This is a genomic window from Clostridium sp. LS3 (assembly GCF_055330225.1).
In genome coordinates, this window is record NZ_CM143921.1 from 845109 (window position 1) to 868388 (window position 23280).

General features: G+C 28.5%; 25 protein-coding genes. 20 read left to right on the forward strand and 5 right to left on the reverse strand.

From position 1 onward, the window contains the following. The first annotated feature begins 6 nt into the window (after window positions 1–6). The 4 genes from ACZJV1_RS03895 to ACZJV1_RS03910 are packed head-to-tail and all read left to right on the forward strand — an operon-like array spanning window position 7 to window position 3899. Window positions 7–1188, forward strand: a complete 1182-nt coding sequence (locus ACZJV1_RS03895; protein WP_463651511.1) for an acetyl-CoA C-acetyltransferase — start codon at window positions 7–9, stop codon at window positions 1186–1188. Between the two features lie 55 nt (window positions 1189–1243). Beyond that, window positions 1244–1660, forward strand: coding sequence for a MaoC family dehydratase (locus tag ACZJV1_RS03900; RefSeq protein WP_460286274.1), 417 nt, complete (start codon window positions 1244–1246; stop codon window positions 1658–1660). A 28-nt stretch (window positions 1661–1688) separates the two neighbouring features. After that, on the forward strand, window positions 1689–2690 hold the full coding sequence (gene pta / locus ACZJV1_RS03905) for a phosphate acetyltransferase (RefSeq protein ID WP_460286275.1): 1002 nt from the start codon (window positions 1689–1691) through the stop codon (window positions 2688–2690). A 15-nt stretch (window positions 2691–2705) separates the two neighbouring features. Continuing rightward, entirely contained in the window at window positions 2706–3899 is a 1194-nt protein-coding gene (locus tag ACZJV1_RS03910; RefSeq protein WP_460286276.1) for an acetate kinase, read from the forward strand. A gap of 236 nt (window positions 3900–4135) precedes the next feature. Here the strand turns inward: ACZJV1_RS03910 and ACZJV1_RS03915 are convergent, their stop codons facing one another. From ACZJV1_RS03915 to ACZJV1_RS03925, 3 genes are all read right to left on the reverse strand, one after another. Further along, window positions 4136–5329 carry a 3D domain-containing protein gene (locus ACZJV1_RS03915; protein ID WP_411169951.1) on the reverse strand — a complete coding sequence of 398 codons (1194 nt, stop codon included), beginning with the start codon at window positions 5327–5329 and terminating at the stop codon, window positions 4136–4138. Between the two features lie 308 nt (window positions 5330–5637). Further along, window positions 5638–6018 (reverse strand): DUF4363 family protein, encoded by a 381-nt coding sequence (locus tag ACZJV1_RS03920; RefSeq protein WP_411169952.1) that lies wholly within the window; start codon window positions 6016–6018, stop codon window positions 5638–5640. Beyond that, window positions 6018–6689: a DUF421 domain-containing protein gene (locus tag ACZJV1_RS03925; protein WP_463651512.1), complete on the reverse strand. Its 672-nt coding sequence runs from the start codon at window positions 6687–6689 to the stop codon at window positions 6018–6020. Before ACZJV1_RS03925 ends, ACZJV1_RS03920 begins: the two co-directional genes overlap by 1 nt. Window positions 6690–6874: 185 nt before the next feature. Here ACZJV1_RS03925 and ACZJV1_RS03930 point away from each other — a divergent pair, with 185 nt between their 5' ends. The 4 genes from ACZJV1_RS03930 to sdaAA all read left to right on the forward strand — a co-directional run bounded on the left by ACZJV1_RS03930 (window position 6875) and on the right by sdaAA (window position 10902). Beyond that, entirely contained in the window at window positions 6875–8530 is a 1656-nt protein-coding gene (locus ACZJV1_RS03930; protein WP_463651513.1) for a nucleoside kinase, read from the forward strand. Window positions 8531–8616: 86 nt separating this feature from the next. Continuing rightward, a complete protein-coding gene (locus ACZJV1_RS03935) occupies window positions 8617–9207 on the forward strand; it encodes a hypothetical protein (RefSeq protein ID WP_460286279.1) in 591 nt (196 codons plus the stop codon). Window positions 9208–9335: 128 nt separating this feature from the next. Next, on the forward strand, window positions 9336–10016 hold the full coding sequence (gene sdaAB, locus ACZJV1_RS03940) for an L-serine ammonia-lyase, iron-sulfur-dependent subunit beta (protein ID WP_411169956.1): 681 nt from the start codon (window positions 9336–9338) through the stop codon (window positions 10014–10016). A gap of 1 nt (window position 10017) precedes the next feature. Further along, window positions 10018–10902, forward strand: a complete 885-nt coding sequence (gene sdaAA / locus ACZJV1_RS03945; protein WP_460286280.1) for an L-serine ammonia-lyase, iron-sulfur-dependent, subunit alpha — start codon at window positions 10018–10020, stop codon at window positions 10900–10902. Between the two features lie 129 nt (window positions 10903–11031). On the opposite strand, the gene ACZJV1_RS03950 is transcribed toward sdaAA, so the two are convergent. Then, window positions 11032–11409, reverse strand: a complete 378-nt coding sequence (locus ACZJV1_RS03950; RefSeq protein ID WP_411169958.1) for a winged helix-turn-helix transcriptional regulator — start codon at window positions 11407–11409, stop codon at window positions 11032–11034. Window positions 11410–11607: 198 nt separating this feature from the next. On the opposite strand from ACZJV1_RS03950, the gene ACZJV1_RS03955 reads away from it, so the two are divergent. The 11 genes from ACZJV1_RS03955 (at window position 11608) to ACZJV1_RS04005 (ending at window position 21400) form a co-directional block, all read left to right on the forward strand. Continuing rightward, window positions 11608–12213: an FMN-dependent NADH-azoreductase gene (locus ACZJV1_RS03955; protein WP_460286281.1), complete on the forward strand. Its 606-nt coding sequence runs from the start codon at window positions 11608–11610 to the stop codon at window positions 12211–12213. A gap of 120 nt (window positions 12214–12333) precedes the next feature. Then, window positions 12334–12492, forward strand: coding sequence for a DUF1540 domain-containing protein (locus ACZJV1_RS03960; protein WP_460286282.1), 159 nt, complete (start codon window positions 12334–12336; stop codon window positions 12490–12492). A 269-nt stretch (window positions 12493–12761) separates the two neighbouring features. Then, window positions 12762–13901, forward strand: coding sequence for a mechanosensitive ion channel family protein (locus tag ACZJV1_RS03965; RefSeq protein ID WP_460286283.1), 1140 nt, complete (start codon window positions 12762–12764; stop codon window positions 13899–13901). A gap of 200 nt (window positions 13902–14101) precedes the next feature. After that, window positions 14102–15160, forward strand: coding sequence for a selenide, water dikinase SelD (selD, locus tag ACZJV1_RS03970; protein ID WP_460286284.1), 1059 nt, complete (start codon window positions 14102–14104; stop codon window positions 15158–15160). A gap of 196 nt (window positions 15161–15356) precedes the next feature. Next, window positions 15357–16100 carry a selenium cofactor biosynthesis protein YqeC gene (gene yqeC, locus ACZJV1_RS03975; protein WP_460286285.1) on the forward strand — a complete coding sequence of 248 codons (744 nt, stop codon included), beginning with the start codon at window positions 15357–15359 and terminating at the stop codon, window positions 16098–16100. 33 nt (window positions 16101–16133) lie between these two features. Continuing rightward, a complete protein-coding gene (gene yqeB / locus ACZJV1_RS03980; protein WP_463651514.1) occupies window positions 16134–16940 on the forward strand; it encodes a selenium-dependent molybdenum cofactor biosynthesis protein YqeB in 807 nt (268 codons plus the stop codon). Window positions 16941–16951: 11 nt separating this feature from the next. Then, entirely contained in the window at window positions 16952–17758 is an 807-nt protein-coding gene (locus ACZJV1_RS03985; protein ID WP_463651515.1) for an XdhC family protein, read from the forward strand. 78 nt (window positions 17759–17836) lie between these two features. After that, window positions 17837–18835, forward strand: coding sequence for a molybdopterin-binding protein (locus tag ACZJV1_RS03990; RefSeq protein ID WP_460286288.1), 999 nt, complete (start codon window positions 17837–17839; stop codon window positions 18833–18835). 69 nt (window positions 18836–18904) lie between these two features. Continuing rightward, window positions 18905–19678, forward strand: a complete 774-nt coding sequence (locus tag ACZJV1_RS03995) for a radical SAM protein (RefSeq protein WP_460286289.1) — start codon at window positions 18905–18907, stop codon at window positions 19676–19678. A 27-nt stretch (window positions 19679–19705) separates the two neighbouring features. Then, on the forward strand, window positions 19706–20323 hold the full coding sequence (gene yedF / locus ACZJV1_RS04000) for a sulfurtransferase-like selenium metabolism protein YedF (protein ID WP_460286290.1): 618 nt from the start codon (window positions 19706–19708) through the stop codon (window positions 20321–20323). A 183-nt stretch (window positions 20324–20506) separates the two neighbouring features. Then, window positions 20507–21400, forward strand: a complete 894-nt coding sequence (locus ACZJV1_RS04005; protein ID WP_463651516.1) for an MBL fold metallo-hydrolase — start codon at window positions 20507–20509, stop codon at window positions 21398–21400. A gap of 117 nt (window positions 21401–21517) precedes the next feature. Here ACZJV1_RS04005 and ACZJV1_RS04010 read toward each other — a convergent pair whose 3' ends face one another. Beyond that, a complete protein-coding gene (locus ACZJV1_RS04010) occupies window positions 21518–22084 on the reverse strand; it encodes an NUDIX hydrolase (protein WP_460286292.1) in 567 nt (188 codons plus the stop codon). A gap of 297 nt (window positions 22085–22381) precedes the next feature. Here ACZJV1_RS04010 and ACZJV1_RS04015 point away from each other — a divergent pair, with 297 nt between their 5' ends. Beyond that, on the forward strand, window positions 22382–23227 hold the full coding sequence (locus tag ACZJV1_RS04015) for a hydroxyethylthiazole kinase (RefSeq protein ID WP_460286293.1): 846 nt from the start codon (window positions 22382–22384) through the stop codon (window positions 23225–23227). Window positions 23228–23280: the final 53 nt, after the last annotated feature.

Sequence of the window (23280 nt, forward strand, 5' to 3'; positions counted from 1 at the left end):
ATTTAAATGAGAGATGTAGTTATTTTATCAGCAGTGAGAACTCCTGTAGGAAGCTTTGGAGGAAGTTTATCAAAATTTACAGCAGTGGATTTAGGAGTAATTGCAGCAAAAGAAGCTATTAAAAGAGCTGGAATAAAGCCAGAAGATATAAATGAAGTTTTAATAGGAAATGTTTTAAGTAGCGGACTTGGTCAAAATGTATCTAGACAAATAGCAGTAAAAGCAGGGGTACCAGTAGAGGTTCCAAGTATGACATTAAACAAATTGTGTGGATCAGGACTAAGGGCTATTACTTTAGCAGCTCAAGAAATAATGCTTGGAGATGCTGATGTAATTTTATGTGGTGGAACAGAAAGCATGAGTAATGTGCCATACATTCTTAATTCAGCTAGATTTGGACAAAGAATGGGAGACGGAAGGCTTATAGACAGTATGATAGAAGATGGTTTAACTGATGCTTTTAACAAATATCATATGGGAATTACTGCAGAAAATATAGCAGAAAATTGGAATATATCAAGAGAAGAGCAAGATGAATTTGCAGTAAAGAGTCAAAATAAAGCAGAGGAAGCTCAAAGACTAGGCAAATTTGACGAAGAAATAATAGCAGTTGAAATTCCTCAAAGAAAAGGAAATCCTATTATATTTGATAAGGATGAGTATATAAAAGCAGGAATGAATTTAGACAAGTTAAACAGCTTAAGACCAGCCTTTAAAAAAGATGGTACTGTAACAGCAGGAAACGCATCTGGAATTAATGATGGTGCAGCTATGCTTGTAGTAATGAGCAAAGAAAAAGCTGATAGTTTAGGATTGAAACCATTAGCGACAATTAAAGGTTATGGTTCAGCAGGTGTTGACCCAGCAATAATGGGTTATGGACCTGTACCAGCGACAAGAAATGCTTTGAAGAAAGCAAATTGGACTGTGGAAGACTTAGATTTAATAGAAGCAAATGAAGCTTTTGCAGCTCAATCAATTTCAGTTGTTAAGGATTTAGGATTAGATACAGAAAAGGTAAATGTAAATGGTGGAGCAATTGCTTTAGGTCATCCTATTGGATGTTCAGGAGCTAGAATAGTTGTTACATTACTTCACGAAATGAAGAGAAGAGATTCTAAAAAAGGATTAGCTACACTTTGTATAGGTGGAGGAATGGGAACAGCAGTATTAGTTGAAAGAGAATAATAAAGGAATAAAAAGAATAAAAATAATAAAAAGAATAAAAGGGAGAGAGGATATTATGAAGGGAAGAACTATAAACGAAATAAGTATAGGGGATAAATCAAGCTACAGTAGAACTATATCGGAAGCTGACGTTGTTTTATTTGGTGGAGTAAGCGGTGATTTAAATCCAGCACATTTTAATGAGGAATATTCTAAGGATACTATGTTTAAAGGAAGAATAGCTCATGGAATGTTATCAGCTGGATATATATCTACTGTTTTAGGTATGCAATTACCAGGACCAGGAACAATATATTTATCACAAGAGTTAAAATTTACTGCACCAGTAAGATTTGGAGATACAATAACAGCTACTGTAGAAGTTATAGAGAAGTTAGAAGATAAAAATAGAATAACATTAGAAACTATTTGTACTAATCAAAAAGGAGACGTTGTTGTAAAGGGAAAGGCAGTAGTAATGCCACCTAGATAAATTAATTGATTTAATCAGGGGGAGAAAAATGGAGCTATTAGATAAACTCTGGGAATTATCTAAAAATGATATTAAAAGGATTGTACTTCCAGAGGGTGAAGAAGAAAGAAATATATTAGCAGCTATTAAAATTAAAAAATTAGGTTTAGCACATCCAATACTAATTGGAAACTTTGATGTTATATTAAATAAATCAAAGGAATTAAAGGAAGACATAAGTGCAGTTGAAGTAATAGATCCAGAGACTTCAAATAAGCTTGAAGATTATATAAATAGATTTTATGACTTAAGAAAAAGTAAAGGAGTAACCTTAGAAAAAGCTGAAAGAATAGTTAAAGATCCATTATATTTTGGAACTATGATGGTAAAATGTAATGATGCAGATGGAATGGTATCTGGAGCTATTCATACAACAGGAGATTTATTAAGACCTGGTCTTCAGATAATAAAAACATCAAAAGGTGTATCAGTGGTTTCTAGCTTTTTTATAATGGGTGTTCCAAATTCTTCTTATGGTGAAGAAGGAATGTTATTATTTGCAGACTGCGCAGTTAATCCAAATCCGACTTATGAACAATTAGCAGCTATAGCTATAGCAACAGCAGATACTGCTAAGAATGTATGTAAAATTGAACCAAGAGTCGCAATGCTTAGCTTTTCAACTATGGGTTCTGCAGATCATGAAACTGTAGAAAAAGTAAGGAAAGCTACAGAACTTGCTAAGGAGTTAAGGCCAGACTTATTAATAGATGGAGAACTGCAATTAGATGCAGCGATAGTTGAAAAGGTTGCAAAGCAAAAAGCACCAAATAGTAATGTAGCTGGTAGAGCAAATGTTTTAGTATTCCCAGATTTACAATCAGGTAACATAGGATATAAGCTTGTACAAAGATTTGCAAATGCTGAAGCAATAGGTCCAATTTGTCAAGGATTTGATAAGCCGATAAATGACTTATCTAGAGGATGTTCAGCTGATGATATAGTAAATGTAGTAGTTCTTACTGCTGTACAAGCACAAGCTACAAGATAATAGAGGTGAAGATAAATGAATATACTTGTTATTAATTGTGGAAGTTCATCATTAAAATATCAATTAATAGAGATGAAAAACGAAGAAGTTATATGTCAAGGGTTAGTTGAAAGGATTGGAATAGAGGGTTCCATATTAACACATAAGACAAATATGGATATAAAGCATGTAAATAAAAGAGAAATTAAAAATCACAAAGAAGCTATAAATTTAGTTTTAGAAACTTTATTAGATAAGGAAATAGGAGCAATAAGGGATCTTAATGAAATATTTGCTGTAGGTCATAGGGTTGTTCATGGAGGGGAAAGGTATTCTGAATCAGTTGTAATAGATAATAATGTTTTAAGTTATCTAGAGGAATGTATAAAGCTAGCGCCAATTCATAACCCACCAAATGTTATTGGAATAAAGGCTTGCATGGAATTAATGCCTTTAACTCCAATGGTAGCAGTTTTTGATACTGCATTTCATCAAACTATGCCTGAAGTTGCATATATTTATCCAATTGAATATAGTTTATATGAAAATCATAAAATTAGAAAATATGGATTTCATGGAACCTCTCATAAATATGTATCCCAAAAGATTGGAGAAATACTAGATAAGGATATAAAAACTTTAAAGATAGTAAGTTGCCATTTAGGTAATGGAGCAAGCTTGTCTGCAATTAAAAATGGAAAATCAATAGATACTTCAATGGGATTTACTCCTCTTGCAGGAGTTGCAATGGGAACTAGATCAGGTAATATAGATCCATCAATAGCTACATTTCTAATAGAGGAATGTGGGTATACTGTTGAAGAAGCAAATGAATCTTTAAATAAGAAATCTGGAGTATTAGGAATATCAGGTGTAAGCTCAGATTTTAGAGACTTAGAAAAAGCAACAGAAGAAGGTAATGATAGAGCACAACTTGCATTAGATATCTTTCATTATAGAATAAGAGGACAAATAGCTGCTTATGCCGCTCATATGGGTGGAGTAGATGCTATTATATTTACAGCAGGAATAGGAGAAAATTCTATTACCACAAGAAAATCGTGTTTAGAAGGATTAGAGTTTTTAGGTATTGAAATTGATGATAAAAAGAATAATGTGAGAGGAAAAATAGCAGAAATTTCATCTGATAATTCTAATGTAAAAGTATATGTTATACCGACAAATGAAGAGTTAATGATTGCAAAAGAAACTTTAGAAGTTTTAAATTAGCTATTTCTCATTAAATGACCTTATATAAATAAAGAGCTATATAATTGGATTCCCCTACATCCAATTATATAGCTTTTTAACTCTTTAGAGGAAATTATAAAAAGCTTACCCCGTGAATAACTTTTTATAATTTCCATCCTTCAGTTTTGAAGTTCACCTATGTAATTTTGCGATGACTTGGAGCAAAGCGACGGAATAAGCAAAATTTACATAGGTGAACTTTTTTATTAATTTAACTACCATTGCCCAGGATAAGCAATTACATTTACAGTAACAGTTCGTCTACCAAAAGCATAGCATTCAGCATCTGAATTCATATATAAATCAATTTTATTTCCTTTAATAGCTCCACCAGTATCAGAAGCTATAGCATACCCATATCCTTCTACATAAACCTTTGATCCTAATGGTATAACATTAGGGTCAACAGCAACTGTACTAATTCCATTAGGATCTCTTATAGGCTTAAGACCTGTTGCAGTAAGACCATGTCCAGTATATGCAGTTGCGTTCATAGTATGTGTAGATACTTGTCCACTGACATCTTCCACAGAATTGGAAGTAGTCGGTTTAGATTCTGCTTCAGAAGACTTTTCATTAGCTAGAGCAATTTTATCATTACCTAAATTAATTGCATCTTTAGCTAATCCTATAGAATAATCACTATTAAGTTGAGGTAACATAGCTTGCAATGTATTAACAGCATTTTGTAATTCAGAAATTGATGAAGAATCAGAGTTGATTATAGAAAGAGGGTGAGAAATTAAATTCTCTTCATTAGCCTCTATTACAGACATAATTTCATCTTTTCTAGAATTTAAACTTTCCAAAAGGTTTTCTTCTTCTTCTTTTTTAGAGTTTACTTCCGCTAAGTCACTTTGAATCGATTCTTTAAGCTTTTCTAATTCATTTTTCTTTTCTTCTATTTCTGTTGCATTTTTGTTGAGAGAATCCTTTTTTTTATTTATTTCTGAAATCATTTCTTTATCAATAGAAACAATTTTGCTCATAGCTTGTACCCTGTTGAGCATATCAAAAATATTTTCAGAAGTTATTAAATAAACTAACATACCTGTTGTCATATTACTTTTATACATTGAACGTAGACGTCCATCAAGGGTTTTTTGAGTTTTATCAATTTCTAGCTTTGCTTCTTCAATTTTATAATTAATAGTTTTTATTTCGTTGTTAGTATCTTCAATTTCAGAATTGTTTTTAGATAACTTTTCGTTAAGATTATTAATTTCACTATTTAATTTACTAATCTTAGTATCTAATTCCATTGTTTCGCTATCTAATTGTTCATATTTAATCTTATTTTCCTGGATAGTTTGGCCTTCAGTAGGGTTAGGCTCTGCAAATGCAATATAACTATTATTAAGTAAAAATAAAAAAGTCATGCATGCAGAGAATAAAGCTCTTCTTGTCAAAATATACACCTCCAATTAAACAATGCTACAATAATTGATATGTAAATAGTCATATAAGACTATAATGATATGTATTATCCTACAATAAATATTAGATCTTAGCAAGAAAAATGTAATATAATGTAATATATAACATTATATATACTAGTGCTATAATTAAGGATAAGCTTAATAAAACTTAAAATAAGTTTTATTATAAATATAAATAATAGATAAGAACTTATATCGAAAAGACATTAAATAGATTTGTATAAAACAAATTTATTTAATGTCTTTTTAATATGAATTTTTAAGATTTTAAGGTAACATTAAAATAAGTTATTAAGGTTAGGTTTTTGAAGTTCTTTTAAATGTTCTGCAGCATATCTTAATACATGAAGAGTTGCTAATGAATCTCCTTTTTCATCACTTTTAATATATAGGGAAAGCTTTAGGGATTCATTCATTAAAGAATCATAATCAACATGATTTAAATATATAGCTGGAATATCAGCTCTTTCTTCAATGAATTCTAATAATTCAACTGACTTTTCATAGGCTATATAATTTTCATTTGCCTCTAATAAATCTTCAATTTCTTGACATTTAAACATTACATCATCACAAAGTGATACAAATTTGTTATCAAGAAATAATAAGCCTGAGATCAAAGCTATAAAAAGAACTACAGAGATAATACTATTTCTCATTAATAATCCTCCTTGTCCTTATGTAGTTGATAAATAAATTTTCCTTTTGTATCTGTCATTGCAATTAAAACATCATCTATAGAGTTTATTTTATGATTCTTTAATTGCTTTTTAATCCACTCATAATTTTTACTACTAGATGTTAGAGCATTTTTGTTTACTTTTCCATCCAATACATATATAACTGGTAATAGAGGCTTAGTAGAATTATTATTTTTAGAGTTACTACTATCAGAAGTTAAAAAAGACATTTGACCATTGTTCTCTAGTATGCCGTATTCAATTTCACTTAAATCAAAATACCCAGCTAATCTAATTTCCTCCATAAGTTCATCTAAATTTATTTGTTGTCTTTTTAAAGACTCAAAATTAATTTTACCTCTAGAAATTAAAATAGAAGGTTCACCTTCTAAAATTTGTCTAGCCTTTTGGCTCTTTAATTGAATTATAGATAAAATAGTTTTTATAAATAATAAAGTGATTATAGGTATTACCCCTAGAATCAAAGGAAGCCTAGTATCTTGCATAGGTAAGGCTGCCAAGTCTGAAATCATTATTGTAATTACAAACTCATAGGGTTGTAATTCTCCTATTTGTCTTTTTCCCATTAATCTAATTACTAATATAACTAAAGCGTAAAGAAAGATAGTTCTTATTAATACTATAAACATGTTCAAACACCTCGCATGAGATATTATTTGTATAAAACTATAACTTTATTCCTATAATTTAAATAGGTAACAATACATTTTTATAGATTTTTTTAGATTCAAGTATATAATATACATATGGAAGATTCTTATAAAATAGAGAATAGAGATTAGAGAATAGTAAGTAGGTATTAGGAGGGAATTTAATGAATAATTTAAATATAAAATACAATAATAAAGACTACTTAGTAAATATGGATACTACTTATAAAGCGTTTATAGATAATTATCTGAATATTGATTCAAATAAGGTTGCTTTATGCAGACTAGATAGAGAGTATAAAGAGTTGTTTCATAAGATAGATAGAGAGGGAGTTTTAGAACTAGTAAAGTTTAATACTCCAATAGGATATAAAATTTACACTAGAACATTACAATTTATATTTATAAAAGCTGCTTTAGACCTCTATGATAATTCAATAATAACAATTGAGCATAGTCTTGGAGAAGGAGTCTTTGGTGAACTTCATAAAGAAGAGGCTTTAAATGAAAGTGATATTGAAAAGATAAAGGTAAGAATGAAGGAACTTATAGATAAAGACTTACCAATAAATAAAATAAAGGTGAAAAGGGAAAAAGCAATTGAAATTTTCAAGAGTTATGGAATGGAAGATAAGGTTTCTTTATTAAATCATGTAACCTTTGAAAATGTAAATTTATATGAGTTAGATGGAAGATATGATTACTTCTATGGACAAATGGCATATTCAACAGGAATAATAAAAGCATTTGATTTAATGTATTATGATCCAGGCTTTGTGCTAAAATATCCAAAGAAAGATGATTTAAATATAGTAGCAGAGTTTAAGGAAAATAGAAAATTATCTCAAATTTTTATAGAAACAGAAAGATGGTTAAATATACTAGGTATTGGAGAAGTAGGATCTCTAAATGATAAAGTAGAAAATAAGGAGTTAAGAGATTTAATTATGGTTTCTGAAGCTCTTCATGAAAAAAAAATAGCCCAAATAGCTGATATGATTAGTGAAAGAAAGGAAACAAAGGTAGTATTAATAGCAGGACCCAGCTCATCTGGTAAAACTACATTTGCAAATAGATTAGGAGTTCAACTTAGAGTAAATGGATATGTTCCGATGCCTATATCTTTGGATGATTATTTTGTTGATAGAGATCATACTCCAAAGGATGAAAATGGAGAATATGATTTTGAAAGTATATATTCTTTAGATTTAGATTTATTTAACTCTCATTTAGGTAGTTTATTAAAAGGAGAAGAAGTTGAAATTCCAAGTTTTAACTTTAAAAAGGGTGAAAGAGAATGGATAGGTCATAAATTGATCCTTCCAAGTAATGGAATACTTTTGATTGAAGGGATTCATGGATTAAATCCAATGCTTACAGCTTCTATTTCTGATAAGCATAAATTTAAAGTATATATATCAGCACTAACACAACTTAATTTAGATAATCATAATAGAATAGCAACAACAGATATAAGAAGAGTTAGAAGAATAGTTAGAGATTATTTATCAAGGGGTTATGGAGCAGAGCAAACGTTGAAGATGTGGCCATCTATTAGAAGAGGGGAAGAAAAGAATATTTTTGTATTCCAAGAAGAAGCAGATGTGATGTTTAATTCTACTTTAGTTTATGAACTATGTGTTTTAAAGAAATATGCTTTAGAGGAGTTAAATAAAATAGGCCAGGATAGTCCAGTTTATTTAGAAGTAAGTAGATTAAAATCATTTCTAGGTTTCTTTAAAGAAATAGATAAGGATTATGTTCCTACAAATAGTATTTTAAGAGAATTCATTGGTGGAAGTGTTTTTTATAAATATTAATAAGGGATTTTTCTAGTGAAAAATAATAGACAGTTAACATATGATTAATTGTCTGTTATTTTATACTATTTTTGGGGGGAATTTTATTGGTATTATTAAGTGACTATGGTAGGGTAATTTTAGAGGTAAATGAAGAAGAGATTATATATAAAAAACGTGTTATAAAAAAATGTGATATTAGAAGTTTATATTATGATGAGAATATCTTAGCTATACTTTGTTATAATGGCAAAGTACATTCACTAAATATGAATTCTCTTTTATTTAGTGAAAGAAAGAAGTTAGAGTACCTATATAGTGAATTAAATAAAGAAAATATGCTTTTTAATATTGATAAGAGGTATATAGGAAATACTGGACTATATTGGCTGCTATTTTTTATACCACGATATAGTAATAGTTATATATGTTTAACCTGGATTATAATTTTATCAGTACTTATATGTACATATATAATAGAGAAAAAGAAATATGTAGGTACATTTTATAATTTAGACAAGGAAGAATTTGAAGTATTAAAAAATGATAAAGTTATTAAAATAAAAAGAAAAGATGTAGAATATATAAAGATTAAAGAAATTAATTTGGGTAGCATAGTAGAAATTGTTTATAAAAAGAGCAAGTATAAAATGTTTATTAGAGAAAATGTAGATTGTAAAAAACTATATAATAAATGAGTTTTACCAATGTATAATAGTGACTAATAATTATTGAGATTTAAATTAATAAATTATAGATAATTATTAGGTTCATATATATAATAATAAATAGTTAAATTAAATTTATAACTAAAGGAGAAAAAAGCATGAGTGGCATGGGTGTTTTTGATATATTAGGACCTATAATGGTAGGGCCATCTTCATCACATACAGCAGGAGCAGCAAGGCTTGGAAAGGTTGCTCGTACAATAGCTGGAGATGAAGTAGTTGAGGTTACTTTTTTATTACATGGATCCTTTGGAAAAACCTACAAGGGACATGGAACAGATAGAGCCTTAGTAGCTGGAATAATGGGAATGGATCCATCAGATGAAAGGCTTAGAGATTCTCTTGAAATTGCAAAAGAAAAGGAAATAAAAATAGCATTTAAGGATGAAGATTTAGGAGATTATCATCCTAACACTGTTAGATTTTTAATGAAATGTAAAAATGGCAAGGAATGTGATGTCATAGGCAGTTCAATAGGCGGAGGAAATATTGAAATTGTTGAAATAAACGGAAATAAAGTTAAATTTACAGGTGCTTATGCAACTATAATAACTTCACATAGAGATATACCTGGAACTGTAGCAAAGGTTACAAATATTTTATATGATAATAAAGTTAATATTGCATTTTTAAATTTAGGTAGAAACCAAAGAGGTAAAAATGCTACTATGACATTTGAAGTTGATAGTAAAATTCCAAGTGAATTAATAGAAGAAATTAAAAAAGTTGAAGGAATAGAAAAAGTAATCCTTATTAATAAAGTTGAGGAGGGTGAATAGTTTGGATATAGCAAAGTCTGGAGAAGAACTTGTACATATATGCGAAGAAAATTCAATTTCATTAAGTGAATATGCAATTATAAGAGAAATGGAAGATAGAGATATTTCAAGAGAAGAAGTTTTCTTAAAAATGAAAAAAACTTTAGAGGTTATGAGAGTTGGAGCAGCTGAAGCTAGAGAAAAAGAGATATATTCTGTTAGTGGATTAATTGGTGGAGATGCCTATAAGTTACAAGAATATTTAAAAAAGGGAAAATCATTAACAGGAGATACAATGATATTGGCTATGGCTATGGCTCTTTCATCTTCAGAAGTTAATGCTTCTATGGGGAAAATAGTTGCTTGTCCAACAGCTGGATCTTGTGGAATTCTGCCAGCAGTAATACTAACAGCTGGAGAAAAACTTGGTAAAAATGATGAAGAGCTTATGAAGGCTTTATTTGCATCAGCAGCAGTTGGAATGATTATTGGAAGAAATGCAACATTTGCAGGAGCAGAAGGTGGGTGTCAAGCTGAATGTGGCTCAGCAGCAGCAATGGCATCAGCAGCAGTTGTAGAAATGATGGGTGGAACACCTAAAATGTCATTAGATTCAGCTGCGATAGTGTTTAAAAATATATTAGGATTAGTTTGCGATCCAGTTGCAGGTTTAGTGGAAATACCTTGTGCTAAAAGAAATTCTTCTGGAGCAATAAGTGCTTTATGCACAGCAGATTTAGTTATGGCAGGTGTAGAATCTAAAATACCTTTTGATGATGCTTTATCTGCAATGTATAAGGTAGGACGAAGTTTACCTTCATCATTAAGGGAAACAGGACTTGGAGGAGTGGCTATAACAAAAGCTGGATTAGCCTTAAAGAAAAAGGCTTTTGGAGAAAATAATTAAACTTGTTTTATACTTTAATGAGGTTAAATATTCATCTAATAATTTTAAGTGGAGAAATATAAGTTGGCGAAGATAAATAGAATATGTTTATGGAACATATCTATTTATCGTAGCCTTTATATTGGCAATTTATAAAATTTCACCATTAAGCATATCTATATATTCTTTTCCATAGTTATGCATAGATTTTAAAACAGGTATAATTTTTGTACCAATCTCAGTTAATCCATATTCAACCTTAGGAGGAACCACAGGATAAACCTTTCTATAAATCAAATTATCTTCTTCTAAACTTCTAAGCTGGTTTGTTAACATTTTTTGAGTAACGTTAGGAAGTTTTCTTTTAATATCACTAAATCTAAGTGAGCCATTACATAAATACCAAAGTATTAGTATTTTCCATTTTCCTGAAATTAGTTTGTGAACTAAAATCATTGGGCATATTTCGTGAGAATTTGTATTTTCATTTACATAACAGTCTGTATGATTTATTGAAAACTTTTCCATAAAATGTCTCCTTACTTATAACATATATTTATTAAAATTGAAACATAATAAATACATTGAATATTAATATATAGTATCTTTTTATATACTATATATAAAAAAAGTACCTACTTGAAAAAATATATCATATAATCTAATATTTATATTATAACAAAAAAGATATATATTACAAATGGTAATTATAATAGGAGGAAAAAAATGAGTAAAATACTATATATAAAAGCAAATATAAAACCAGAAGGTGAATCAAGAACATTTAAAGTTTCAGATAGTTTTATTGAGGAATATAAAAAAAATAATCCAAATGATGAAATTACAGTATTAGATTTATATAAGGAAAAAATTGATTTCTTAAGACCAGAAGATTTACAAGCAGTATTTGGAGAAAAAACTGAAGAAAGCAAAAATCATCCAATATTAAAATATGCATATCAAATGGCTGAGGCTGACAAAGTTATTATAGCAGCTCCTATGTGGAATTTAGGAGCACCAGCTATAGTTAAAGCTTATTTTGATTATGTAAGTGTAACAGGAATAACTTTTAAATACACTGCAGAAGGTCCAGTTGGAATATGTAAGGCTGATAAGGCTCTTATAGTTTCAGGAAGAGGTGGAGATTATACAAATTCAGTAACTTCACAATTTGAAATGGGAGAAAGATATTTAAGAACAATTTTAGCTTTCTTTGGAATAAAAGATATTAAGAGCCTTGCTGCTGAAAGTCTTGATGTATATGGAATGGATGTTGAAAAGATACTTTCAGATACAATTTCAGAAGCAAAAGAAATAGCAAAAGAATTTTAGAATTAATAAGAAATATTAAGATTAAATAATATAAATTAAAATCATCACCATAAATTATATTCAAGCTATGAATAGTATAAATTTAAAAGTAAATAATAACTTTGTAAGGTGGTGATTTAAATGGATAAGAATCCAAACATAAAGTGCACAGTAGGACAATGTAAGTACAATAATACAAATGAAAGTTATTGTACATTAACAATGATTGAAGTTGGAACACATGAAAAGAATCCGACTCAAGTACAATGCACAGATTGCAATTCTTTTGAATTAAGATAGTAATTAAACTTGATAATTTAGAATTGAAATTAGATAATGAATAAAATAATTCATTATAAAAGAATTAATAAAAAGATAGAGAAACTTATACTTTCTCTATCTTTTTATCGTTAAAAATTATTTGCAGATAATGAATTAAAATAGTCCACTTCTAAATTAATTGGATAAGAACAAAATATATAGGTAAAAATAATACTTGATATCAAATAAAATACAGGTGTTATTAAGTTTATAGTTAACATTTTGTAGAAATCCTTTTAGGAGGAACTATGAAAGAATTAGAAGATATTATTAAAGTATTATTTCAAATAAGTATAAGCAAATATTTAATTGCAGTTATAGTTATAGTTTTAGCAATAACTATAAATAAATATATAGTAGATAATATATTTACCCATATTATTAGACTAGCAAAAAAGACTAAAAATTTTGCTGATGATAGCCTTGTTAGGGCTTTAGAAAAGCCAACTAAACTATATATAATACTATATTCTTTATATTTATCTTTGAGAATTATAGATTTTGATGGATTAAATGTAAATACAGTTACAAGTGATAGATTAAAAATGGTATTTGTAGTTATAGTTGCCTGTTATTTTTTATATAACTTAACATTAGAAAATTCGCTTTTATATACAAGAATGCATAGAGGTGATGGAGGAAATACTATAGTCTTCCCTTTTATTTCTATAATAATAAGATTAATTATCGTTGTTATTGGAATAAGCTGCATAGCTAGAGAATTTGGATTTACAGGATTTATAGCAGGGCTTGGAATTAGCGGTATAGCCTTTGCTTTAATGGCACAAGACGCTTTTTCTAATTTATTTGGAGGAATGATAATAGTATTAGATAGACCTTTTGCAATAGGTGATTGGATACAAACCTCTCAAGTTGAAGGAATAGTAGAAGATATAACCTTTAGAAGTACAAAAATTAGAACATTTTCTATGGCAGTTGCAACTGTACCTAATTCTAAATTAGCAAATGAAAATATTATAAATTGGACACAAAGAAAATTAAGAAGAATACATTTTAAATTCACAATAAAATTTGATACAGAAGTAGAAAAAATTGAAGGCATTATAAATGAAATAGAAAATTTGCTTAAAGAACATGAAAAAATAGATAAGGATTTAATTATAGTGAGCTTTAATGAATTATCTACTTATGGTTTTGGGATTTTTGTTTATTTTTATACAAATGAATTAAACTACACTTGTTATGAAAAACTTAAAGAAGAGATAAATATTAAAATATTGAAGATACTTCGAGACAAAGAAGTCGAATTAATGTTTGTTACATTTAATTTTGGAAATGGACTTGAGCATAGAGGTTCAAATTGTGAGACAGAGTGTACAGAATTAGAATCAATAAGAAATATAACTGAAGAAGAACGTGGAAAATAGATAGGAAATCCTATCTATTCTTTTCTTACCTTCAGCATCTAAGTGGACATATGTAAGTTTGCGTTGATTTGGAGCGGAGCGACGGAATAAGTAAATTTACATATGTCCACTTTTTTATATAAATTTAGTGTTATAATTTAATTATTAAGTAAATTATAATTAAAAATGGTACTTTTAAATAATATATATGAGGTGTTTATATGGAAATAAATGATAAAAAACTTACACAATTATCAACACGATGCGGATGTGGAGGTAAATTTACCCCAGATGGATTAGCAAAGGTTTTGTGTCATATAGAAGCAAAGGAAGAAGATAGGGATCCAAATTTAATCGTTGGATTTGATAAATCAGATGATGCTGGTGTCTATAAATTATCAGAAGATTTAGCGTTAGTACAAACAGTAGATTTTTTTACACCAGTTGCAAATGATCCTTATACCTTTGGGCAAATTGCTGCAACTAATGCTTTAAGTGATGTTTATGCAATGGGCGGAAAGCCATTAACTGCATTAAACTTAGCTTGCTTTTCAGCAACTATAGGACCAGAAATATTAGCTGAAATATTAAAGGGTGGAGCAGACAAAATAAGAGAAGCAGGAGCAACTATAGCAGGAGGCCATACTATTACAGATGAAGAAATAAAATATGGAGTATCAGTTACAGGAATAGTTGACCCAAAAAAAGTAATAACAAATTCAGGGGCTAAAGATGGAGATGTGCTTATATTAACTAAGCCAATAGGGTCAGGGGTCTTAACTACAGCTTTAAAAATAGAATTTATTACTGATGAAGAATTTTTAGAAGCTGCAAAAGTAATGTCAACACTGAATAAGATAGCTTCAGAAGAAATGCAAAAGATAGGAGTTCATTCCTGTACAGACATAACAGGTTTTGGGTTTATTGGACATGCTTACGAAATGGCAAATGGTAGTGATGTTCAGTTAGAGATAGATAGCAAAGAAGTTCCAGTAATGAATAAAGTAATAGATTTAATAAAGGAATATTGCCTTCCAAGTGGAGCATATTCTAATGAAAAATATTTTGAAAAATGGGTGGACTTCCATGATGAGATTTCAGAGCAAGTAAGGTTATCTCTTTTTGATCCTCAAACATCAGGGGGATTATTAATTTCAGTTGAAGAAAGCAAGGCTGGAGAATTATTAAAAAATATAAATGATAGAAGTGAGATAAAAGCTAAAATAATAGGAAAAGTGGTTAAAAAAGAAACTAATAAAAATATAATTACTATATCATAATTAGAGCAGGTGAAGTTGTATAGCTTCACTTATTTTAATTTTTAAGTATCTTCAGTAAATCTTAAGTAAATATTTACATATGAATTATATAACAAATATACTATTTATTATATAATTATATTATGTAGAATATGTAAGAAGAAAAGCTATATAAAATATCTAGTTATTAACTTAAATATAAAGGAGATAGAATCAATTGAACTTAAGTGAAATTTTAAATTTAAAAAGAAATTCTTTAGTTTCAATAGTAGGTTCTGGTGGTAAAACTACATTAATGTATTTGTTAGCAAATGAACTTAAATCAAATAATAAAGTATTAGTTTCAACTACAACAAGGATATATGCTCCAAATAAAGAAGAAGTAGATTATATGGCTATAGGAAAAGATAATTATAATAATATTAAGGAGTTAAATTCTAATGGAATATATGCATATGGAACATGCATAAATGATGAAAATAAGCTTATAGGCATAAGCAAAGAAGATTTAAATATATGCATAAATGATTTTCCATATATAATAGTAGAAGCTGATGGATCTAAGAAAAAATCCATAAAAGGATGGAATGAAAAAGAACCAGTAATTTGTGATAAAACTGATATAACTATAGGTATAATGAGCTTTAAATCACTAGGAATGATAATAAATGATGAGAACGTTCATAGAGTAACTGAATTTAATAAACTTACAGATAGCTATTTAGGAGAAATAATAGGTATAAGGCATTTTATACGAGTTATATTCGGAGAAAATGGGTTATTTAAAAATTCTAAGGGGGAAAAAGTACTATTCTTAAATAGAATAGAAGAAGGAGTTGATACAGATATTCTTAAAGATCTCCTTGAGGAGATTAAGAAAAATAATAATAAGTACAAGCTTTTGGATAAAATAATATTTGGAAGTTTGAAAAATGAGCTCTATAGATATATTGAGTTCTAAAGCGAAATATAAGAAAGATGAGGTTTTTAAACTATGGAATTAGGGAAAATAGTAGTAAGAGGTGGAGGCGATATAGCTTCTGGAGCTATACAAAAACTTTATAGGAGTGGGTTTAAAGTATTAGTTTTAGAAACAGAAAAACCAACAGCTATAAGGAGAAATGTTTCATTTAGTGATGCTATTTATAATGGAGAAACTATAGTTGAAGGGATAAGAGCTATACGTGTTAAGAATTTAGATGAAGTAAATGAAGCATTTAAAAATAATATTATTCCTATAATAGTAGATAGCAAAGGAGAATTTATAGAAAAAATTAAGCCATTAGCAGTTGTTGATGCAATATTAGCTAAAAAAAATATTGGAACTAATAAAAATATGGCACCAATAACAATAGCATTAGGACCAGGCTTTAATGCAGGTGTAGATGTAGACATAGTAATTGAAACAATGAGAGGACATAATTTAGGAAGATTAATCTTTGAAGGGTATGCTAAAGAGAATACTGGAATCCCGGGAGAAATTGGTGGATATTCTAAAGAAAGAGTAATATATAGTGAATGTGAGGGTATTATAAGAAATTTGAAGTTTATAGGTGACATAGTAAAAAAAGGTGAAGTATTAGCAACAATAAATGAAAAGGAAGTATTAGCACCTATAGATGGTTTACTTAGAGGTCTAATTAAAGATGGTACTAACGTTCATTTAGGACTAAAAATAGGGGATATAGATCCAAGATTAAAAGAGGTAGAAAATTATACCACAATATCTGATAAAGCAAGAAATATTGGGGGGGGAGTGCTAGAGGCCATACTAATAACAAAAAAAATAAAAGGTTTATAGGAGGGTTAATTATGGATGAAGAACTATTGATTGAGATTTATGGAAGACTTAAAAAGGGCGAAAGTGTTGCATTAGCGATATTAACGGAAGATATAGGTTCATCACCTAGAAAACATGGATCTTCAATGGCAGTGTTTAGTAATGGAGAAACTTTGGGATCTGTAGGTGGTGGAAAAGTTGAACTTGCTATAATTAATAAGGCTAAAGAAGCTATAGAGAAAGGAGAAAGTACAAGCTTTCAATATAGTTTAAATGAAAGTGACTTAGGAATGCAATGTGGCGGAAGCGTTAAAGGATATATAAAAGTATTTATGCCTAAAAAAAGACTTATAATAGTTGGTGGAGGACATATAGGAGAAAAACTTAATAGCATAGCTAAGATTTTGAATTTTTATACAGTAGTTTTTGATGATAGAGAAGAGTATAAAAATGATGAAAGACTTAAAGAAGCAGATGAAATAATAACTGGAAACATAGAAGAATCATTAGGATGCTACAATATAAACAAAGAGGATTATGTTGTTATAGTTACAAGAGGACATCAAACTGATAAAGAGGCTTTAAAAAGTGTTGTTACAAGAGATGCTGCTTATATAGGAATGATAGGAAGTGTAAAAAAGATTAAGCATATAATGAATGAGCTTATAGATGAAGGTATTCCTGAAAAAAGACTTAAAGAGGTATATGCTCCAACTGGATTAGACATAGCATCAAGTTTACCAGAAGAAATTGCTTTAGGGATATTAAGTGAGATAATTCTTATAAAAAATAAAGGCTCATTAAATCATAAAAATGATACAAAAAAAATTTGGGATTAAGTAAAAATAAAGTTTAGACGTAGGGTTATTATAGTACTTATAGAGGAAATACGTATTCTATAAGACAAGGAGGAACATATGAGGGTTATAAATGTAAGAGATGCTGTTGGTCAAAAATTATGTCATGATATTACAAAAATAGTTCCAGGTGAATTTAAAGGAAGATTGTTTAAAAAAGGTCACATAATTAAAGAAGAGGATATAGAAGAACTTTTATCAGTAGGAAAGGATCATATCTATATATGGAATGATGAAGAAGACTTGGTTCATGAAAATGAGGCAGCAGAAATTCTTAAGGAAATATCAGCAGGATGTGGACTAAGCTTTTCAGAAGTTAAAGAAGGAAAGATAGAATTTTTTGCAGATATAGATGGGTTACTAAAAATAGACTTAGATTCACTTATAAAATTAAATTCTATAGATGAAATTATATTGTCTACTATAAATAATAACAAAGTTGTTAAAAAAGGAGATAAAATTGCCGCAACTAAGGTTATTCCATTAGCAATAAAGAAAGAAAAATTAATTGAAGCAGCAAATTTAATAAAGGAAAAAATAATAAATATTTATCCAATAAAATCTAAGAAAGTTGCAATAGTGACCACAGGAAATGAAGTTTATTATGGAAGAATAAAGGATGCTTTTAAAGAAGTTATTGAGAAAAAACTATATCCATACAATTGTGAGATTATTGGACAATCTATATTGCCAGATGACACAGAAAAGATAAAAGAATCTATTGAATATTGGATTAACAATGGAGCGGAAATGATTTTGTGTACAGGTGGTATGTCTGTAGATGCTGATGATTTAACTCCTAAAGCAATTAAAGAAGTAGGAGCTGAAATTATATCTTACGGAACTCCTATTTTCCCAGGGGCTATGTTCTTGATTTCTTACAAAGGAGATATGCCAATACTAGGTCTTCCTGGAGGTGTTATATTCTCAAAGAGCACTACTTTTGATGTTCTTTTACCAAGGATATTGGCAGGAGAAAAGCTTACTAAGAGTGATATAGTAGCTTATAGCCATGGAGGCTTATGCATTACTAATGAATACGCAAATAATATATATTAAGTTAAAATAGGATATTATAATTCAAAAGAGTATAAGGTTTAGTTCATAAAATCTTTGGAGGTGAGTACAATGCTTGATAAATGGGGAAGAAATATAGATTATTTAAAAATATCCATAAATGATAGATGTAATCTAAATTGTATACATTGCGTTCCAAAGGAAGATATAAGTTATACAAAAAAAGATGAACTATTAACTGTAGATGAAATAGTTAAAATTGTTCAAATATCTTCGAATTTGGGAATTACTAAGATAGGAATTACAGGAGAAGAACCACTTTTAGTAGAAGAAATTGAAGACTTAATATACAGAATAAAGAATGTTAAAGATATTAAACAAGTTTGTATAAATACCAAGGGTGCTTTCCTTTATGAAAAATTAGATTCTTTAGCAGAAGTAGGATTAGATGGAATTAACATAAAACTAGAGACGTTAAAATGTAATACCTGTAATGAAATAAGAAATTGCAATTTAACAGGTGTACTTAAAGGAATTAATAAGGCTCTAGAAAAGGGGATAGAAGTAAAAATAAATTCTATAAATTTAAAGGAATATAATGATATAATGAATTTTATTAAAACAAGTGAAAATTCAACTGGAAAAATAGGATTCACTAGTCCATTTAATCATTTAGATTGCAAAGATTGTAATAGGATTAAAATAACAGCAGATGGAATTATAAAGCAGTGTCTGTTTTTTAATTCTCCAGTTAGTATAAAGAAATTAATTAGAGAAGGCATATATGATGAAGATTTAGAAAATATGTTAAAAGTTTTAATATATAATAAGCCTTATAATAAACACTGTGTAGAAAAAAATATGAATCAAATAAGTAGAAAATAGTATAAGCAAAAATAGAGGAGTGTTATTATGAATACTATAGATTGCAAAGGACTAGCATGCCCTATGCCTGTTATAAAAACAAAAAAATATTTTGATTTAGAAAATTCAAAAGAAACATTAGTAATTGTAGACAATGAGGTAGCTAAAAATAATATTTTAAGATTAGCAAAAGGGTTAAAATTATATAGCAGCTTTATAGAGGAAAACGGAATATACAAAATACAATTATCAAGATCTGAAGTTACAGAAATTGGTGAGGGGTTAGATTCTAATGAAGCAAGTAAAATAAAAAGTGAATTAACTTATAAAAAGGCACCAACGATTTTAGTTTCATCAAACTTGCTTGGAGGGGGAGATGATAAGCTAGGTGAGACTTTGATGAAAGTATATATAAATACTTTAGCAGAAGCAGAAATGCTTCCAGAAAACTTAATGTTTATAAATGGAGGAGTGAAATTAACTTGTACAGGCTCTGATGTTTTAGATAGTTTAAATTCAATGAGGGAAAAAGGTGTTAACATAATAAGTTGCGGGGCTTGTCTTGATTTCTATAATTTAAAAGAGGATCTTAAGGTTGGAGAAATAGGCAATATGTATCAAATAATAGAGCTTATGAATGAAAGTGGAAATACTATAAAACTATAGAATTTAAAATATAGTAAACTATTATTTAGAGGGTGAGTAAAGTCACCCTCTAAATTTATGTGCAATTATACTATTAATTTTAAATTAATAGTATAATAAGAAATGTATTTATATAAACATTGGATGGCGAAGAGTTATATAGTTTAAAACACATTATAAGTTCATTTATATAGGAGGAATTAAATGCAGATTATACAAGTAAGAGAAAATACATTTTGCATTGATACAGGAATGACATATATACCTTTTTATAGGGTTAGTGAAAATAATATAGTAATGATTGATACCGGTTTGGCTAAAGGTGAAAGAGGGAAATTAGATAGATTATTAGAAGAAAATTCATTTAATATAGTTGGAATTATATGTAGCCATGCTCATATAGATCATATAGGTAATGCATCTTATTTTAAAGAAAAGTATAAATGTCAAGTTGCTATGTCTGAAACAGAAGCTTTTATTTGTAGTAGTATAATTAATCTTAAGATGTATTATTGTGATCAAAGCTTAGATGAAATAGAAGAGTATTTTGGCCATATGGTTTGTAAAGTAGATATTGTAATAAAAGAAAATGATTATATTGTAAATATAGCTGGAAGTAATTTTAAAATTCTTCATACGCCAGGTCATAGTGCAGCACATATATGTATTACAACTCCTGATGATGTTTCATATCTTGGTGACACCCTTATTAGTTATGAAGTTATGAAAGGAGCAAAAATGCCATATGCTTTTATTTTAAAGGAAGATTTAAAAAGTAAAGAAAAATTGCATAGTTTAAAGGGCATAAAATACATAGTAGCTCATAAAGGAATATATGATAATATAACAGAACTTATAGAAGATAATATAAACTTTTATAAGGATAGAGCAAATAAGATATGTGAATTAATAGATATGCCTATGACAAAAGAAGATGTAATCAAGAAAATAGTTAAAGAATGGAAAATGGGAATAAGGAATATTAGAAAATACATTGTTATTGAAAGAATGTTAAAATCATATATAGAGTATTTAAATGAGACTAAAAAAATAGAAATAATTTTAGAAGATGGATTTTTGAAGTATAGCAAATTATAAAAAAAGATTTTCCTTACCGTCAGTTTGTAATTGGACATATGTAAGTTTGCGTTGACTTAGAGCGGAGCAACGGAATAAGTAAATTTACATATGTCCACTTTTTACTCTATAGTAAATTTAAAAATTATAAATTTCTTTTATTTTTTGATTAAATTTCTCATAAAGTTTTATCATATCTGGCTCTGTTGAGTAAATTCCAACTTCATCTATTGAAATCCACTTTACACCGCTATTTTCATCTTCCTTTATTATAAGCTCATCATTTTCATCAGCTTCTAGTAAATATGCAACTGACAAATGTAAATGTGAGGATACAAATTTTCCTCTTTTTATGTGAGCTGGTACAGGCAATACATCTAATGAGAAAATTTTAGAATCTAATGCTTTTATATTCTTTACTCCAGTTTCCTCTTTTGCTTCTTTAATAGCTACATAAAGTAAATCATCATCACCGTCTGCATGTCCACCTGTCCATGACCAGGAATTATATATATTATGATAAATCATAAGGACTTTAGTTTTATCTTTATTTACTATATATCCAGAGCTAGTTATATGAGCTAATGGATTTTCTCTAGTTAAAAGATTATTAAAATTATCTATAGAATATAGAATAGCCTCTTTATCAGTAGCTTCTTGATCATTGTATGGCGTATATTCTTTGATTTCTTTTATCCAATTCATAAGTTACTCCTTAAAATTATAAATTAAGTTTAATGTATATTCTAATTAGAATGTATAAGTAGTTATTGATATATAACTATATGTTGTATAAATATTAGAATAATAAAACTATATATAGATTAAGTATATTAATACATATTAAATTTAATTATATACTAAAAAATATATATAATAAAACTATTTATATAGAAATAAATATGTAACATATAAAAATAAAGTCGAATAACATATAGAGATGTAGTATAAATATAATTACATCTTTAAAATTTAAGTTCAGGATGTAAGAGAGGATACGAAATGCAAATTGGTATAAGGGCATTAGACGAGAGTTTAAACTTGCAGCAAAAAAAGCACCCCCTTATACACTGTATCTCTAATTTAGTCACAGCAAGAGATTTAGCACAAGGTATTTTATGCTATAATGGTAATCCTTTAATTTCAAATTCTATTGAAGAAGCTTCAGATATAACTTCTGAATGTGAGAGTCTGTTAATAAACCTAGAAGACTTAAATAGTTCAAAAGTAGATGCTATTGAAAAATCACTTAGAGTAGCAAGAAGAAAGAGGATACCTGTAGTCTTAGATATAATGGGAATAAGTTTCTCATTTTTCAGAAGAGAAGTAGCATTAAGATTTATAAGTAGATACAATATAAATGTTGTAAAGGGAAAGTTAGAGGATTTTAACGTATTATTCCATAGTAATGATAAATTAAAAAACAAGAATTTTGATGAGACTAAACTTATGGAGGATATAGAAATTAGAGTAGAATTAAGAAGTTTTTCTAGAAGATATAATACAATAGTGGTAGTTCAGTCAGAAGATTATTATTTAACAGATGGATTTAGTGAATTTCATGTAGATGGATATCCAGATAAGTTTAGTAATATATTAGGAATTCAATCAATATTATGTGGATTAATTTCTGTGGGGGTTGCAGCTGCAAGTAATAATGAACAAATATTTAGAGCCGTCTTAGTTGCTATTATGACTATAGCAGTAAGTGAAAAAATAGTTATACAAAAGAACTTAAAACCAGAAAATAAAGTATGGTTAAAGGAATACTTATTAGATGAAATAGAAAATATAAATGCAGATAAATTAAATAGATTAGCAAAAGTTGATTATTCTTTTGTAAGATAAGTTAGTGGGAAGATATAATATTACTTGCGACCTCGCAAGATCCAAGTTGCCGT